11 protein-coding genes are annotated in these 15,764 nt (G+C 48.0%); 9 read left to right on the top strand and 2 right to left on the bottom strand.

Annotation, left to right across the window (positions count from 1 at the left end; all coding sequences use genetic code 11):
- Nucleotides 1-32: 32 nt before the first annotated feature.
- On the bottom strand, nt 33-551 hold the full coding sequence (msrA, locus tag GXO76_03285) for a peptide-methionine (S)-S-oxide reductase MsrA (GenBank protein ID NOY76877.1): 519 nt from the start codon (nt 549-551) through the stop codon (nt 33-35).
- A gap of 428 nt (nt 552-979) precedes the next feature.
- On the opposite strand from msrA, the gene GXO76_03290 reads away from it, so the two are divergent.
- The 9 genes from GXO76_03290 (at nt 980) to GXO76_03330 (ending at nt 14,670) form a co-directional block, all read left to right on the top strand.
- Nucleotides 980-3,121, top strand: coding sequence for a GHKL domain-containing protein (locus GXO76_03290; GenBank protein NOY76878.1), 2,142 nt, complete (start codon nt 980-982; stop codon nt 3,119-3,121).
- 83 nt (nt 3,122-3,204) lie between these two features.
- Complete coding sequence (locus GXO76_03295) at nt 3,205-4,614, top strand: sigma-54-dependent Fis family transcriptional regulator (GenBank protein NOY76879.1); 1,410 nt, start codon at nt 3,205-3,207, stop codon at nt 4,612-4,614.
- A gap of 346 nt (nt 4,615-4,960) precedes the next feature.
- Nucleotides 4,961-5,281: a hypothetical protein gene (locus GXO76_03300; protein ID NOY76880.1), complete on the top strand. Its 321-nt coding sequence runs from the start codon at nt 4,961-4,963 to the stop codon at nt 5,279-5,281.
- Nucleotides 5,282-5,353: 72 nt separating this feature from the next.
- Nucleotides 5,354-6,793 (top strand): radical SAM protein, encoded by a 1,440-nt coding sequence (locus GXO76_03305; GenBank protein NOY76881.1) that lies wholly within the window; start codon nt 5,354-5,356, stop codon nt 6,791-6,793.
- A gap of 223 nt (nt 6,794-7,016) precedes the next feature.
- Nucleotides 7,017-8,507 (top strand): radical SAM protein, encoded by a 1,491-nt coding sequence (locus GXO76_03310; protein ID NOY76882.1) that lies wholly within the window; start codon nt 7,017-7,019, stop codon nt 8,505-8,507.
- A 426-nt stretch (nt 8,508-8,933) separates the two neighbouring features.
- A complete protein-coding gene (locus GXO76_03315; protein ID NOY76883.1) occupies nt 8,934-9,398 on the top strand; it encodes an ATPase P in 465 nt (154 codons plus the stop codon).
- A gap of 41 nt (nt 9,399-9,439) precedes the next feature.
- Nucleotides 9,440-11,929 carry an NTP transferase domain-containing protein gene (locus GXO76_03320; protein ID NOY76884.1) on the top strand — a complete coding sequence of 830 codons (2,490 nt, stop codon included), beginning with the start codon at nt 9,440-9,442 and terminating at the stop codon, nt 11,927-11,929.
- A gap of 128 nt (nt 11,930-12,057) precedes the next feature.
- A complete protein-coding gene (locus GXO76_03325) occupies nt 12,058-12,405 on the top strand; it encodes a hypothetical protein (GenBank protein NOY76885.1) in 348 nt (115 codons plus the stop codon).
- A gap of 9 nt (nt 12,406-12,414) precedes the next feature.
- A complete protein-coding gene (locus GXO76_03330; GenBank protein ID NOY76886.1) occupies nt 12,415-14,670 on the top strand; it encodes a S8 family serine peptidase in 2,256 nt (751 codons plus the stop codon).
- Between the two features lie 558 nt (nt 14,671-15,228).
- On the opposite strand, the gene GXO76_03335 is transcribed toward GXO76_03330, so the two are convergent.
- Nucleotides 15,229-15,764: DNA alkylation repair protein (locus GXO76_03335; protein ID NOY76887.1), on the bottom strand; the 536-nt coding region annotated here is incomplete at its 5' end.

Consider the following 15,764-nt stretch of genomic DNA (forward strand, 5'->3'; position numbering starts at 1 on the left):
TGTTTTTTCCGTGATGATCCCGCAATGTTCATTCAGCGTTTGCGTGACTTCGGGAAGAAGATGAAGTCCCTGTGCTTCTGCCAGATTTTTTCAAGAAAGGGTTCACTGCCCGATGCCACATGAAAGGCCTCAAATGAGGCCGCGTTTTTCCCGGAATAATTTTGATGGTACGTTTCAGCGGGGTAAAATTCTTGGGCGGGCAGAATCAGGGTAACAATGGGGTTTTCAAAGATGCCGGATTCCGCCAGCGCCTGCCTGGATTCTTCTGCCAATTCCTTTTGTTGCGCGTTGATGTAAAAAATAGCTGTGGTGTACTGAGGTCCCCGATCGTAAAATTGGCCCCCGGGGTCTGTTGGATCGATGTGTTTCCAGTAGACCTCCAGTAAATCCTGATAGGATACCTTCGCGGGGTCGTAACGGACCAACACCGCCTCAAAATGACCCGTTGCCCCCGTGCACACCTCTTTATAGGTCGGATTGGGCCTGTCGCCGCCCGTGTAACCGGACGTTACTGACAGCACACCGGGCACCTGTTGAAAAACCGCGTCCATGCACCAGAAGCAGCCGCCCGCAAAAATTGCCTGATGATGGGTTTCAGTTTGATCCGGCGGGGTAGGTTTTTGGCTCGTCTTGTTATCCTCCCGATAAAATGGGTTCTTACAGGATTATTAATCAGAAACCTGTTTTAAGACTATCTTAAAAATAGGTGACCAATTCATCCAATTTGTCATCATTAACGTGTGCGTTTAATTTAATAAAATTGAATCCGGCATGCAATACATTCATATAAAAAAAGGAAATTTAAGGAAAGAGCACATCACGCCTAAAAACTCTTTCGGCTATTTAAACTGGATTTCTTCTTTTGTATTTCTTAAATTATTAACGGGTTAACCTAAATCGGTTGTTTCACCGTGAATCCAAAATGATGGCCCATTAACACCATCGCCAATTAACGAATGTAACCATCGGAACCAGAAACGTGACGATTTTTGCATTGCCGGTGAGTCTGGCATTTGTCATAAATCTGACACTTGCCATTTTCGTTTTTCTTTATAATCCACATCGGTTGGTGAATCGCCTGTTCGGCCTCTTTGTTTTCTTCTTTGCCATCTGGAATCTGGGCGAATTCATCATGATTATTAGCAAGGTAGATGCCATCACCCTCTGGGGCATCCGCCTGATTCTGTTCGGAATGTTTTTGTCCCCGGCCTTTTTTCTCCATTTCAGCCTGATTTTCCCCCGTCGGATCCGTTTGCCCATTCTGGAAAAACTGGAACTCATTCCCATTTACACGGTTCCCCTGTTTTTATTTCTGATTTCAATCTGGGGCACACACATTGAAATTCACCGCATACCCGAACTGGACAATATTTGCTACTATTCGTTTAACATTCGCAGCGTGCTGGGGCTGGTACGGGTTTCTCTGATTGTTGCGTACAGCTTTCTTTGGTACGGCTGGGGGGTTTTGAATCTGACCCGTGCCCTGCGCAAAAGGGTTTCGGCCCGGGAACAGTTAAAAATAAAATACCTTATTATCGGCGTTGGTCTTATTTTTTTGATTGGAATTCTGGTGGGGTTATCCCGGCTGTTTTTTTCCACCGGCAAAATGTTCTTTTTCCTGGGAAGCTCTTACACCATTTTGATTAGTCTGTTTCTGGGGGCCGCCATTTTCAAGGTCAAACTCTTGAACATTCGCCTGCTGATATCCAAAAGTCTGACGTATTTTATTGTAACCAGTCTGCTGCTGTCCGTTTACATCCTTCTGATCAAAAACATTGCCCAGATGCTGGCTGAGGCCTATGGGGTCACGTCCAGTCTGATCGAAGGCGGGCTCATTGTTATTTTTGTCTTCCTCCTGCGTCCGCTGGAAAAGGTGGTCAGCACATTTTTGGATCAATTCTTTTTTAAAGAATACTTTCAGATGCGGGAGCGAATGAGTTCCTTTCAGCGGGAATTGTTGAGCTGCCTGGACCAAACCCACCTGGCGTGCAAAATAACCGATTTTTTATCCAAGGAAATCGGGTTTCCCAAGGTGATGATTGTCATTTCGGATGATCAGGCTATGGGGCGGTATCGATCGGCGTGTGCTGTCGGATGGCGGAAAAAGGTTGAATTTTTCGAAAGCGATCCCCTGATTGAGTGGATCCGGAAGAAAAAAGCGCTTCTCGGACGCGACGAGCTGCTCAGTCTGCTTCCTCAAAAAGAACGGGAAAAACCGCCATTTAACCACACAGCCCTTATTCTGCCGTTGATTGGGGAAGAAAATGTGCTGGGTCTTGTGTTCCTGTCCTTCTTTCCCAATCAAAGGAAATTCTCGGAAGATTGGCTTGAATTACTGGAAATTTTTGCCAGCCAGATTTCATTGGCCATTTTGCGGGTTCAAACCATTCAAAAGGTGCAGGCCAAAGAACGGGAACTGGTTCAGGCCGAAAAATTGGCGGCTTTGGGACGAATGATTGCCATCGTTTCCCATGAAATCCGAAATCCTCTTGGCGTCATTCAAACCTCTGCGGAAACGCTTCTGGAACAACCCGATCATCTGACGGAAACTCAAAAGGAGATTTTGACGTTTATCTTGCAGGAAACCGATCGGCTCACGCGTATTTTGACCGATTTCCTGACATTTGCCAAACCACAGCCCATTCGCAGGGTTCCCGTGGAATTGCAGACCCTGGTGAGCCGGGTTTTTCGAATGCTGGAAAGGGAAGCCCAACAAAAGGGGCATGTACTGCGACTCGAAAAAAGTTCCCGGCCCATTTGGGTCAAAGGGGATCCGGATCAATTGTATCAGGCCCTTTTGAATCTGGGACTTAACGGATTGGAAGCGATGTCCCGCGGCGGCGAGTTGATTATTCGCCTGATGCCGATTTCGAAAAAGTGGGTGGCTCTCGAGGTGGAGGACCAGGGAAAGGGAATTGCCGTTGAAGATCAAAAGAGAGTGTTTGATCCCTTCTTCACAACCAAAGAAAAGGGTTCGGGTATTGGGTTGGCTATCGTGAAACGTATTATAAAGGAACACGGGGGAAATGTGGAATTTGATACGAACGCCGAAGGGACCGTTTTCAAAATCTACTTACCGCTGAATGAGAATCGATTAATGAATCCGAAAGAAATGGAATAGACCGTTTCCGCGCGTGGTGTAGCGGCACTTAAAATACGAGCCATTTCAGAGGCTCCGGTTTTTCAGACCAAGGAACCCGTCCGATGAGCAAAAAAGAAAGCATTTTGATTGTTGAAGACGAACCCCGGCTGCTGCGATTGCTGGAAATAAACCTTCAATCCCAGTTTGATGTCACCACCGTTTCAAATGGCACCGAGGCCCTCTCAAAAATTCAGAAGGAGTCATTTGATGCCATCCTGTCGGATATCCGCTTGCCGGGTGCGTCGGGCATGGATATTCTGAAGGCCTCCATTCGGAAGGATCCCGAAATTCCGGTTATCCTCGTTACGGCCTTTGGAACGGTGGAAAATGCCGTGGAAGCCATGAAGATCGGGGCGTTTGATTATCTGGTAAAGCCGGTGAAAATCAAAGAACTGAAAATGGTTCTGGAGAGGGCGTTCCAGTTTCGTGCGCTTCGACGCGAAAACAGGGAACTCCGAAAAACCATCCGTTCCCTTCGAATGAAGCTGCCGGAATTTATTACCGTCAATCCGCGGATGCAGGCTATTCTAAAGCGGGTTCGGGATGTGGCCCCCACAGGGGCAACCGTGCTGATTCAGGGCAAAAGCGGTACGGGGAAGGAGTTGATTGCTCAGATGATTCATCAGCTCAGCGACCGCTCCGACGGGCCGTTTGTACCGGTCAATTGCGCGGCCATTCCTCAGGATTTGTTGGAAAGCGAACTTTTCGGACACGAAAGGGGAGCCTTTACAGGAGCGGTTCATCAAAAAAAGGGGAAATTTGAACTGGCCAATGGAGGCACCTTTTTCCTGGATGAGATCGCCGAACTGCCGCTCAATTTACAGGCCAAACTTCTGCGGGTGCTGGAAACCCACCAGGTCAGCCGGGTGGGGGGAACCCAAACCCTCGACGTGGATGTACGGGTCATCGCCGCTACCAACCGGGACTTACAGAAACTTGTCAGGGAAGGCGGGTTTCGCGAAGACCTGTTCTACCGGTTAAATGTGGTTAAAATTAGTTTGCCGGAACTGAGAGAACGGCCGGATGACATCCCCGTGCTGGTGGATTATTTTCTGCGGAAGTATCGGGAGGAGCTTAAAAAGGACGTGACCTCTGTTTCGCCGGAGGCTCAGCGGGTGTTGATGCAGTACCCCTGGCCGGGAAATGTGCGCGAACTGGAAAATGTGGTGTACCGCGCCGTTTTATTTGTGGAAGGGACTGAAATCCGGCCGGAGCATCTTCCGGAGGAGCTTCGGGCCGGTGGGCATGAATCGGGACATGATATTCCGCAGACAAAAGATGAATTGCTCGCTGCCAAGAAAAAGTTGAAACAGGAGGTTATCCAGGCCCTCGAAAAACGCTTTCTTGAAAATGCGCTTCAGGACAATGAGTGGAATATTTCCCGAACGGCCCGCGCCGTGGGAATGGATCGGCGGCAGCTTCAGAACATGATTCGCCGCCACAAGATTGCATTTCCTTCCATAAAAGAATAGACAGGCATTGACGGCGGGCTTCCCCGATGTGTTTCGCCCTTCCCTCGACTTCGCCCGGGAGCCGGCCAAATCGCTCGGTTCTTGTTTTTTAGGATTTGCAGTTGGCCTGCGATTAAAATACTCGCACATCTAATCACTTAATTATAAACCATTATCCCCCATTCCTCAATCCAACCTGCGAATAAACCATTCGCACTTCCGCCTCCCACACGCGGCAAGTCATTTTTCAACATACAAAAAAACAATAGGTTAGATTGTACGTAAACTCTGGCATTCCAATTGCACATAAAAGAAACAGATGGTTGGTTAAATGAAATAATTCATTGAGGAAAGGAGGGATTAAAAAATGTGGCAAGGCTGGCTGAGTGGTATTTTGGGATTGTGGTCTATTGTGGCCGCGTTTGTGTTGACCGGTTCTAAAACCGGAAACATTATCAATGATCTCATTCTTGGGATCGTATGGTTTATCGCCGGTTTCACATTAACCAAAATGTGGAATGGTTGGGTAGTCGGAATCCTCGGAATCTGGTTTGTCATTTCCGCGTTTATTTTTCCGGCGGCAGCAACCACGAATTTCTGGAATGATCTGATTGTTGGAATTATCGTGGCTGTGGTAGGATTCTTGAGCCTGACGGAACGCAAGGAAATGCAGCACAAAACGGCGTAACGGCTTATTTGGGGATGGTCTGTCTGAAAAAGGCCATCCCCTCATTTTTTAAAGAAAGAAGGTGAGTGGGTCATGCGGGTGTTGCTTCTGAATTCGCCTACGAAAAATTTCTACGGACAGCTGGGGATTCAGCTTCTTCCCCTGGGGTTAGCCTATCTGGCAGGATCGCTGCTGGAAGATGGGCACCAGGTGGATGTGGTTGATTTAATGGCCGAACCGGAAAAGGAATCTCAAATCGATTTCGGAAAATATGAACTGGTGGGAATTTCTTCGGATACACCCCGGTATCCAAAATCGCTGCAGCTGGCGCGACGGGCAAAAGCAGAAGGCGCCCTTGTGGTGATGGGGGGGTACCATGTCACCTTCCAGGACCGTGAGGCGATTAACAGCGGAGTGGTGGATTTTGTGGTTCGCGGTGAAGGAGAATATGTGCTTCGCGATCTGGTGAATGCTCTGGAACACACGGGCGATGTTTCGCATGTCAGGGGCATATCCTACAAGGCCGATGGAACCTGTGTCCGGAATCCGTCCGCGCCGTTTATTCAGGATCTGGATGCCATTCCTCTGCCCCGGCGCGATCTGTTTCCGAAGAACAAATATCTCTCAACCTACGACAATCGCCCCATGACCACAATGGTGACCTCGCGGGGCTGTCCGTTTGATTGTGCCTTCTGTTCCGCTTCCCGATTTGGCGGCCTGAAGTGGCGGACACGAAGTCTTGATTCCATTCTTGACGAAATGGCGCTCCTCATTCACCAGGGCTACCGATCCTTCTTGTTTGTTGACGATAATTTTACACTCAATCCCCGCCGGGTTCTGGATTTTGCCGGTGAAATCCTGCGGCGCAAATGGGACATTCGATGGTGGTGTTTTTCCCGGGTGGACACAATTGTCAAAAATCCGGATATGGTGAGAAAAATGGCAGAGGCCGGAAATCGCACCATGTTTTTGGGGCTGGAAAGTGCCCATCAATCCATATTGGACGGGTGGGGGAAAAAGATTACCGTGGACGAGCAAAAGGAAGCGGTCAGAATTCTAAAGGAAAACGGTATTGGGGTGTACGCGAGTTTTGTTTTGGGAGATCGACAGGACACAAAAGAGTCCATTAAACAGACCATCCGCTATGCCCGGGAACTGGACCCGGCAACCTGTCAATTTTCGGTGCTGACACCCTACCCGGGGACACGCCTTTTCGAAGAGTTGCGGGCGAAGAATTTAATTCTCACATACGATTGGAGGTATTACGACGGCATCCACAGCGTGATCAAACTGGAGAATCTGGATCCCGTGGAATTGCCGAAACTGGCCATCCGGGCTTATCGAAAACTCTATTTTCGCTGGAAAAACATCCCTGTCCTGATCTGGAATGTGCTTAAAAAGCCCGTAAATTTCAAGTTCTATTTTGACGAAATTTTCTCGGGTCTGAGGGTGATGAAAGCGCTAAGCAAAAGCAAATTCGATTTAACCAAACCATCGGCTGGTAAACAGGCCCTTCAATTAAGACGAGCCTGATTGCGAAATGAAGTAAAGGGGGAAATCGATTAGTGGTTCATTGAAAAAAGGGTGCTTTGCGGGTACATAATATTTGAGTTCGTTCTGAAAACCGTGAGTAAAAAAATGTGCGAATTTATTTTTAACAAAATGCATTCGTGAAGATTCGTAAAATGAGTGGGCAGCGGCTATTGAAAACAAATGCACATTTTTCAGATAAATAACAGAAAAGGAGGGAAAAGAAATGTTGGATTTTATGAGAATCGACCGCGTTTGGAAATCCACGTCTGTGGCGCTTTTGGATACAATTTTGAGGCAGGAACTTCTCAGAAAGTGGATTTTAAAACAGGGGGAAAGGCAGTTGTACAAAAACTTTATCATTGAGAATCCGGATGACCGGCCGGATAAGGTTCAGGAATTGCGTTATCGGGTAATGAAAAACCTGTTTCTGGCGGTTGACAAGGCCCTGGAAGAAGGGCGCATCTCACCATCCGTGCGCCATGCCGTGATTAACAATTTCGTTGGAAATGTGATTATTGGAGAAAGTGACCGGCAGGCACCCTTTCGGGAAAAGTACGGGTTCGATCCGCCGACCTTTCTGACCATCAGCCCCACGCGTCACTGCAACCTGAACTGCATCGGCTGCTATGCCGGCAGCGATGCCAAGTCCTGGGAAAAACTGGATTACGACGTTCTGACCTGGATTATGGAAGAAAAACGGCGCGAGTGGGGGTCTCACTTTACGGTGATTTCCGGCGGTGAACCCCTCATGTACAAAACGGATGACGGACACGACATTTTCGACTTGTTCGAAGATTTCAACGACAACTATTTCCTGATGTACACCAACAGTACCCTAATCACACCGGAGGTGGCAAAACGACTGGCTGATTTGGGAAATGTGACCCCGGCAATTTCAGTGGAAGGCTTCGAAAAAGAAACCGACGAGCGTCGGGGGAAAGGCGTGTTCAAGAAGATCCTGCAGGCTTTTGAAAATCTTCGGAATGCCGGTGTTCCCTTTGGAATTTCTGCCACCGCAACGCGGCAGAATGTGGATGTGCTGATGAGCGACGAATTTGTAGATTTCTATTTCGAAAAACAGGGCGCCATTTACGGATGGATGTTCCAGTACATGCCCATTGGCCGAAAATTCACGCTGGATTTGATGGTTACGCCCGAACAGCGTTTGGAAATGTACAAACGTGAAGAATACATGATCTACAACCGGAATGTTTTCCTGGTGGATTTCTGGAACGGCGGGCCGATTTCAAACGGCTGTATTTCGGCCGGAAGAAGCGGCGGTTATTTTTACATCGACTGGAACGGCCACATCGCTCCCTGTGTGTTCTTCCCCTACTACGTGGCCGATGCGAAGGAACTGTACCAAAATGGCGGCCATCTGAGCGATGTGCTGATGCATCCGCTGTTCAAGGCCATTCGGAACTGGCAGGATAGTTATGGCTACCGGCGTCCCGCGGAAAAGGTTGGCAATTACATTGTGCCGTGCCCGATTCGTGATCATTACAAGATGGCCTATTCGGCGATTATTAAAACGGGTGCCAAGCCCCTGGATCCGAATGCTGCCGAAGCCCTTGAAGACGAGGGCTACCGCAAGGGCTTGATTGAATACGGTAAAAAGGTGGACGAATTGACCCGGCCCATCTGGGAAAAGGATTATATTGAACCCGTCAAGCGAAGAAAACAAATGGAGGAGCAGATGCCCAAAGTGGCCTAAAATCCGGTTGTTTTTTCCCGGATTTCAGTCAAAATGGGAGGGTCTGAATGAAAACAGGGGGATTCAAGAAAAGGGAGTTCCGGAAACGGAACTCCCTTTTCGTTTTCGGGCCTTCTCAGAGGTGCCAAAATTTACTTGCATTTTTGCCGAATCTTAATAATATTTTAATAAGAAGCTTTGAAAAAATCAGGATTTCTGACACAGATAATTGCCCGCAACAAAATAAGCTAAACAAGTTGTGACAAAAGTTAATTTGCTATTAATATAGGGTCACTTTACAATCAATTGAAAAATATGTTATAACGTTACGTTTTTCTATTATTGATCCTCATCCCTTGGGGGTGGGTTGAAAAAAGTTAAATAATAAAATCCGATTTTTTCGAAGCTTTTTTATAAACAGAATCCCATTTCCCGCGAGGTGAAACAATGACAATCGCAATCCCTGGAAAACCAACCCTTGAGTTAACCCATCTGGTTCTGGATATGAACGGGACCCTCTCTTTGGACGGGGAAATCCCCGGCTCCGTGCGTGAGCGGTTGGTGGCTCTTGCCCCTCTGTTTAAAATTCACCTGTTGACAGCCGACACATTTGGAACAGCCCGGCGTGAGGCATCGGACCTGCCTTTATCGTTTGTAAAGGTGAGTCAGGAGGGCTATCTGGATAAACTGGTTTTTGTTCGGGAATTGGGTCGTAACCAGACCGTGGCAATTGGGAACGGCTTTAATGATCACCTCATGTTAAAAGAGGCGGCTCTGGGCATCGTTGTTTTGGGGCCCGAAGGAACGCATCCCCTTGCCCTTTTGAATGCGGATATTATCGCTTCGCGCATTGAGGATGCTCTGGATTTATTGCTTCATCCGAAACGGATTACGGCGACACTTCGCACATAAAAAACAAAAAATCGACATAAAATGAATCTCCGGGAGGACGCATGAAAGCAGTCATCATGGCGGGCGGATTTGGCACACGGCTAAAACCCCTGACCAACAACCTTCCCAAACCCATGGTACCGGTTGCAAACAAGCCAATGATGCAGCACATCGTTGAATTGCTCAAAAAACACGGGCTCACAAGAATCATTTCTCTGCTCTTTTACCAGCCCGAAAAAATCCGGAGCTATTTCAAGGATGGCTCTGCTTTCGGCGTAGAAATGAATTACAATCTCTCCAATGATGATTACGGCACGGCCGGAAGCGTGAAAAATGCCGAATGGTTCTTGGACGACCGTTTTCTGGTGATTTCCGGAGATGTGTTAACCGACTTTGATCTCTCAAAAGCCATTCGCTTTCATGAAGAAAAGAAAAGTCTGGCCACTCTGGTTCTGACCCGCGTTACCAATCCTTTGCCGTTTGGTGTGGTCATTACGAATGAATCCGGACGGGTGGAGCGTTTTCTGGAAAAACCGACCTGGGGGCAGGTGTTCAGCGATACGGTCAACACGGGCATTTACATTCTGGAACGAAGCGTGCTGGATTACATCCCGGAAAAATCGGATTTCGATTTCAGCAAGAATCTGTTTCCCCTTTTGATGTCGGAGGGAAAACCCATCTACGGCTACATTGCCGAGGGTTACTGGCAGGATGTGGGGGATTTGAAGCAGTACCAAACGGCACAATTGGATGTGTTGGAGGGGAAAGTAAAGATAACCATTAACGGTACAAAAATCGGGGAAAACTGGTTTGGTAAGAATTGCAAAATCGGCGAAAAAGCGGTTATCGAAAAGGGCGCCATTATCGGCGACAATTGTGAAATCAGGGATGGGGCGTTTGTTTCCCGCTCGGTTATCGGCAGCAACAGTTTCGTCGGAGACGGGGCTCAGGTGCGCGACACCGTCCTGTGGGAAAATGTAACGGTCGGTCCCCATGCATCGCTTCTGGCGGACGTGGTGGCGGATCATTCGACCATCGAGAATGAGGCCATTCTTGAAGAAAATGTATTCGTAAGCGATCATTCCAAAATCGGTGCCCGTTCTCTGCTTAAAGCCAATATTAAAATCTGGCCGAACAAGGAGATTGAAGAAGGTGCCGTACTCACGTCCAGTTTTATCTGGGGCGATCGCTGGCTTCGGGAGCTTTTTGCCAATTCCCGCGTCACCGGGATCATCAATCTGGAGATGTCGCCGGAGTTTGGCGCCAAATTGGGGGCAGCGTACGGGGCCTACCTGGGCAAGGGGAAACATGTGCTTTCCAGCCGCGATTCCTCCGAAGGCGCCCGGATGATCAATCGGTCGCTTATTTGCGGGTTTATGTCGTCGGGTGTCCACGTGGATGACCTCCGCATTGCTCCGATTCCGATTGTGCGCTATCAGCTTCATCTGGGAAAAGAACAGGGGGGCATTCATGTCCGGCAATCCCCGAAGGACGAGCGAAAAGTGGATATTATCTTTTTCGATTTTGATGGAAAGGATTTGCCGGTAAATAAGACCAAATCCGTTGAACGATTGTTTATGCAGGAGGATTTTCCGCGCGCCTCCTTTCGGGAAGTGGGGAAGTTGGATTTTCCCGTGCGCGTGATGGAATCCTACACGGAAGATTACCTGAAACACATCAACACGGATGCCATCGAACAGGCGCGCTACAAAATTGTTATCGATTATTCCTACGGAGCGTCTGGGCTGGTTCTGCCGTCGATTTTGGGCTCGATGGATTGCGAAGTCATTTCGGTGAACGCCTATTTGGATGCCCATCGGGTGTACCGGCGGTGGGAGGATTTTCGCTACGGGATGCTTCAGCTTTCGAATATCGTCACCTCTCTAAAAGCAGATGTGGGGTTTTTGATTGATGCGGATGCCGAAAGTCTGACGGCGGTGGATGAAAACGGAAAGTATTTCAGCAATGAATATTTGCTGCTTCTGGTGACGAAATTGTTCCTTCAAACCTACCACCCGAAGAAAATTGCCATTCCGGTAAATGCTCCCGCAGCCATCGATCGAATAGCAAAAGATTCCGGGACGGAGGTTATAAAAATCCGTGCCGATCACCGTTCCATGATTGAGGCAAGTTTAAAGGAGAAGGCAGAATTTGTGGGCGGTACGCGCGGGGGATTTATTTTTTCGGATTTTCATTTTGCGGCAGATGCCATGTTTTCGATGGCGAAAATTCTGGAATTAATGGCGTTGAACAAGATCCATCTGGGAGACCTCGCAAAAAGCATTCCTCCGCCCATTATGGGACGTAAAGAAGTCGCCTGCAGCTGGGAATTAAAAGGGCGTGTCATGAGGCGGCTGATTGAGGATACCAAACATCAAAAAAGAGAACTGGTTGACGGCGTAAAAATTATCTGTGATGATGCGTGGGTACTGGTTGTTCCGGATCAGGAAACACCGCAATTTCACATCACGGCAGAGGCCCAAAACCGCGATCGTGTGGATGCCCTTCTTGTGGAATATGAGGCCAAAATTCAGGAATGGCAAAACGTGTAGCCCTGCTGCACGGGTGCCTGTCCCAATCGAAAAAACCGGAGGTTGGCGGATGGTGTTGGAGTGGAAGGGAGCCTCCGAAACGCGCGGGTTCAAGAAAAGGTATTTTTCGGACGAAAAAAGGAATAATCATGAAAAATAGACTGGTTGTGGCCGCAATGGCAATGGCCGTTCTCGTTTCATTCTCGTGCAAAAAGGACGCACACATGTCGAAAAAATATGATCCGGCCCTGAGGCATCTTTTGGAATCGGCCTCAATTGAATCGTCTTCCGGGACGTCTATCCCCATCATCGGAACGTGTTCTTCGGAAATCACCGATTCGCTACGAGCCGTTCTGGAAAAGGCCGGTGCACGCGTGGGAACGATTAGCGGACGGTTTTTCACGGCGGACATTCCGAGATCAAAATTGGAAAAAATAGCCTCACTTTCTGAAGTACGCTACTTACAATTGGCACCCAAAGCAAAACCCACAAAATAAGGTTGATGAATGATGATACTGAGTCTTAAAAGAGGTACAGCCCTGGCCATTTTTTTATTTTTTGGTTTTACCACGCTTTTCGCGGGGACGTTATCCAAAAATTCAAAAGTATCTCCTTACGTAAAAGTGTTGATGGATCGTCTGGAACAGAAAAATATTTCCGTGTCCGATTACAGCGCCCTTGGATTGGAAAAAGCGGAACACGGTTTAAGGATTTCCCTTCTTCTGACCAAAACGGATGAATCTTCTCTGCGGGCAAAAATCCAATCGATCGGGGGCGATGTGGGATCGGAAGATGGAAAATTCTTAACCGCATACATTCCGGAAAACCGTGTGGCAGATGTTGCCGGATGGGATGATATTGCTTACATCACCCACTACTTGCCGGCGCGTCCGGTGCTGGATGTAAGTTCCCGGGTGATTCAGGCCAATTGGGTGCACGACGGGCAATCGCCGCTTTCACGCGGATACAAGGGGAAGGATGTTATTATTGGAATTGTGGATTCCGGTGTGGATTGGTCCCATCCGGGGTTCAAAAATGCCGACGGCACCACGCGGATTCTTTATATTTGGGACCAAACCGCGTCAGGAACAAAACCAGCCTTTTTCAATTATGGAACCGAGTGGACCTCCAGTCAAATCAATGCCGGTAACTGCACGGAAATTGACGGACCCGGCAGTTCGGGACACGGAACCCACGTGACGGGAATTGCCGCCGGGAATGGGCGTCCCGATGAAAAATATGTGGGAATCGCGCCTCAGGCCGATATTATTGTGGTGAAAACGGATTTCGATTTTAATCACATTATCGATGCGGTCGAATACGTATTCCGGCGTGCGGGGGCACTGGGGAAACCGGCTGTGGTAAATCTGAGTCTGGCCACTCAGCAAGGGCCCCACGATGGTACCACCACCCCTGAGCAGATGCTGGCAAGTAAAATAGGCAAAGGCCGGGTTATTGTGGCGGCGGCTTCCAATGAAGGGAACATCAATGTACATGTCTCCTACTCAATTGCCAACCAGGAAAGAGCCACCGGGTTTGTGGCCTATTCCAACGATACACACGACGTGGATGTGGATGTTTGGTATTCCGGCGGAAATATCGATGTCGCTCTGGCAGGTCTGGATGAGAATTTAAACGTCTTGACATCCAGTGCATGGGTCAGTCCGGGGGGGCGGATTGCCAATCGAACCTTTTCTGCTAACGGCACAACCTACGGTATTTACACCATTGATGCCACAGAGACCAACAATCCGTTTAACGGACTCCGTCACGTGTATATTGAAATTACCAATGCCAACGGATCCTATGATTTCACGTCGGATGTCATTACCTGGGTCTTGAAAACGCGGGGAACCGGTACGCTCAACGCCTGGGTTTACGGGGATAACGGAGAATTTGATTCCTTCTCCGGGACGATGAACGGCCTAACCTTTGTCGGCGGTGATAACCGGTGTAGTGTTGGAATGCCGGCCACATCCGATGCCCTGATTGCGGTGGGGTCATTTGTCACCAAAACCCGGTGGACAAGCCAGGACGGGAATACGTACCAGGTGAGCAACGCACCCCTCATAGGCGACATCTCCCCGTTTTCCAGCCGGGGACCCACCCGGGACGGCCGCATCAAACCGGATGTTATGGCACCCGGTGAAGTCATTGCCTCCGCTATGTCTGCAGATGCCAACCTGATGACGACCTCTCCGCAAAGGGTTTTGCCCGGCGAAAAGTATCTGGTTTTACAGGGCACCAGTATGGCCTCTCCTCACGTGGCGGGGGTTGCGGCTCTCATGCTGGAAAAGGACCCCGGATTAACGGCTTCGCTGATTAAAAATTTTCTCAAACAGACGGCTTCATCCGATACCTACACCGGAACGCCTCCCAACAACGATTGGGGGTATGGTAAAGTAAATGCGTTTCGGGTCATGTCCTTTCTGGCCACGAATGTCCAGAACCCAAAACAAGCCGCTATTCCCGAAAAACTGAACCTGATGGAGGCGTATCCCAACCCGTTTTCGGCTGTTGGGCAACAGCTGGCCGTAATTTCTTACGACCTGCCGCGGGAAGGAACGGTTCGGCTTCGAATGGTGAATCTTCTGGGGCAAACCGTAAGGATGTTTACGCCGGGAAAACAGGCCGCAGGAAGGCACCGTATTTTTTGGAACGGCCGAAACGAACAGGATCAGATCGTGCCTTCGGGAATCTATTTTTACGAACTCACTGCGGGACACGTGCATCAGATCAAAAAAATGGTGCTGGTACGGTAGAACAGGTAACAAGCTGCAACGATCATTGAGCCTTTCAACTTCGCTCAGGGCGCGATCAATCAATCGTTACGCGAAAGTTTACCGGTCGTTATGTGGGATGTTACGGGTCATTGAGTTATGTGAGATGTTACGGGTCGCTGAGTTATGTGAGATTTTACGGGTCGCTGAGCGGAGTCGAAGCGACTGCAAAAAAAACCATTCTTTCAGAAGATTGCGTATTTGAAAAATTTAGGGTTCTACTGGAATTTTTGTGAATCTTTTTTCTTGAAACACGAAAAGCATTCTATTTCCGACCCTCCCTCCGGCCCCCTCCCTGAGATCAGGGAGGGAGAGTCAGGGGGTGGGTTCAAAAGGCCCGGTTCTATTTCCAAAGAGAGTGTCTTTTCCATAAAAAAGCCAATAGAACCATCTTTTGAATTTAGGCTTTCGAAGTAACAGGGAGGGTTGTCCGAGGAAATTTTACTGGAGGGGAAAGTAAGAAATGCCTGTTTTCTGTCTGACAAAGAATTTCATTGATTAGATTTCGTGGAAACAAATCCACAAAAATTCCAGTAGAGCCTAATTTATTAAACGCAAGGCTTCCTTATAACTCAATTTATCAAGTTGTGTATGTTTTGTAAATTCTATAACCCAATTGGAATTAACCTTGCTGTATTGCCTTAAAATCCAACCGATAGCTTTATTGATAAAAAACTCTTTTGAACCAAGCAGGGAATTGATTATATAGGCTAAAAACTCTGTATCTAATTCATTTTCGTAATTCAGTTGAAAAAGAATTGAAGTTCTTTGCAACCAAATATTATCAGAAGCAATCCATTTCTCAATATTTGTATTTCTTTGGTCAGGATAAATTTTAAAATATTCACCCACCAATTTGGGTGCAATAAAATCTACTGTGTCCCACCACGATTTATGAGTAATCATAAATTCAAAAAGTTTAATGTCGTTTTTATCAAACTGTTTGTTGTATTTTTCCGTTAATTCTTGTGCAAAATATTGATATTCTCTTTCAGGCTTTTCCCAAAGGATTTTTACAATCTTTTCTAAATTATTTTTAGGCGGTAAATAGTCTTTGGCAAAAAAGGGTTTTTGTA

The organism is Calditrichota bacterium, assembly GCA_013151735.1.
GTDB lineage: Bacteria > Zhuqueibacterota > JdFR-76 > JdFR-76 > BMS3Abin05 > BMS3Abin05.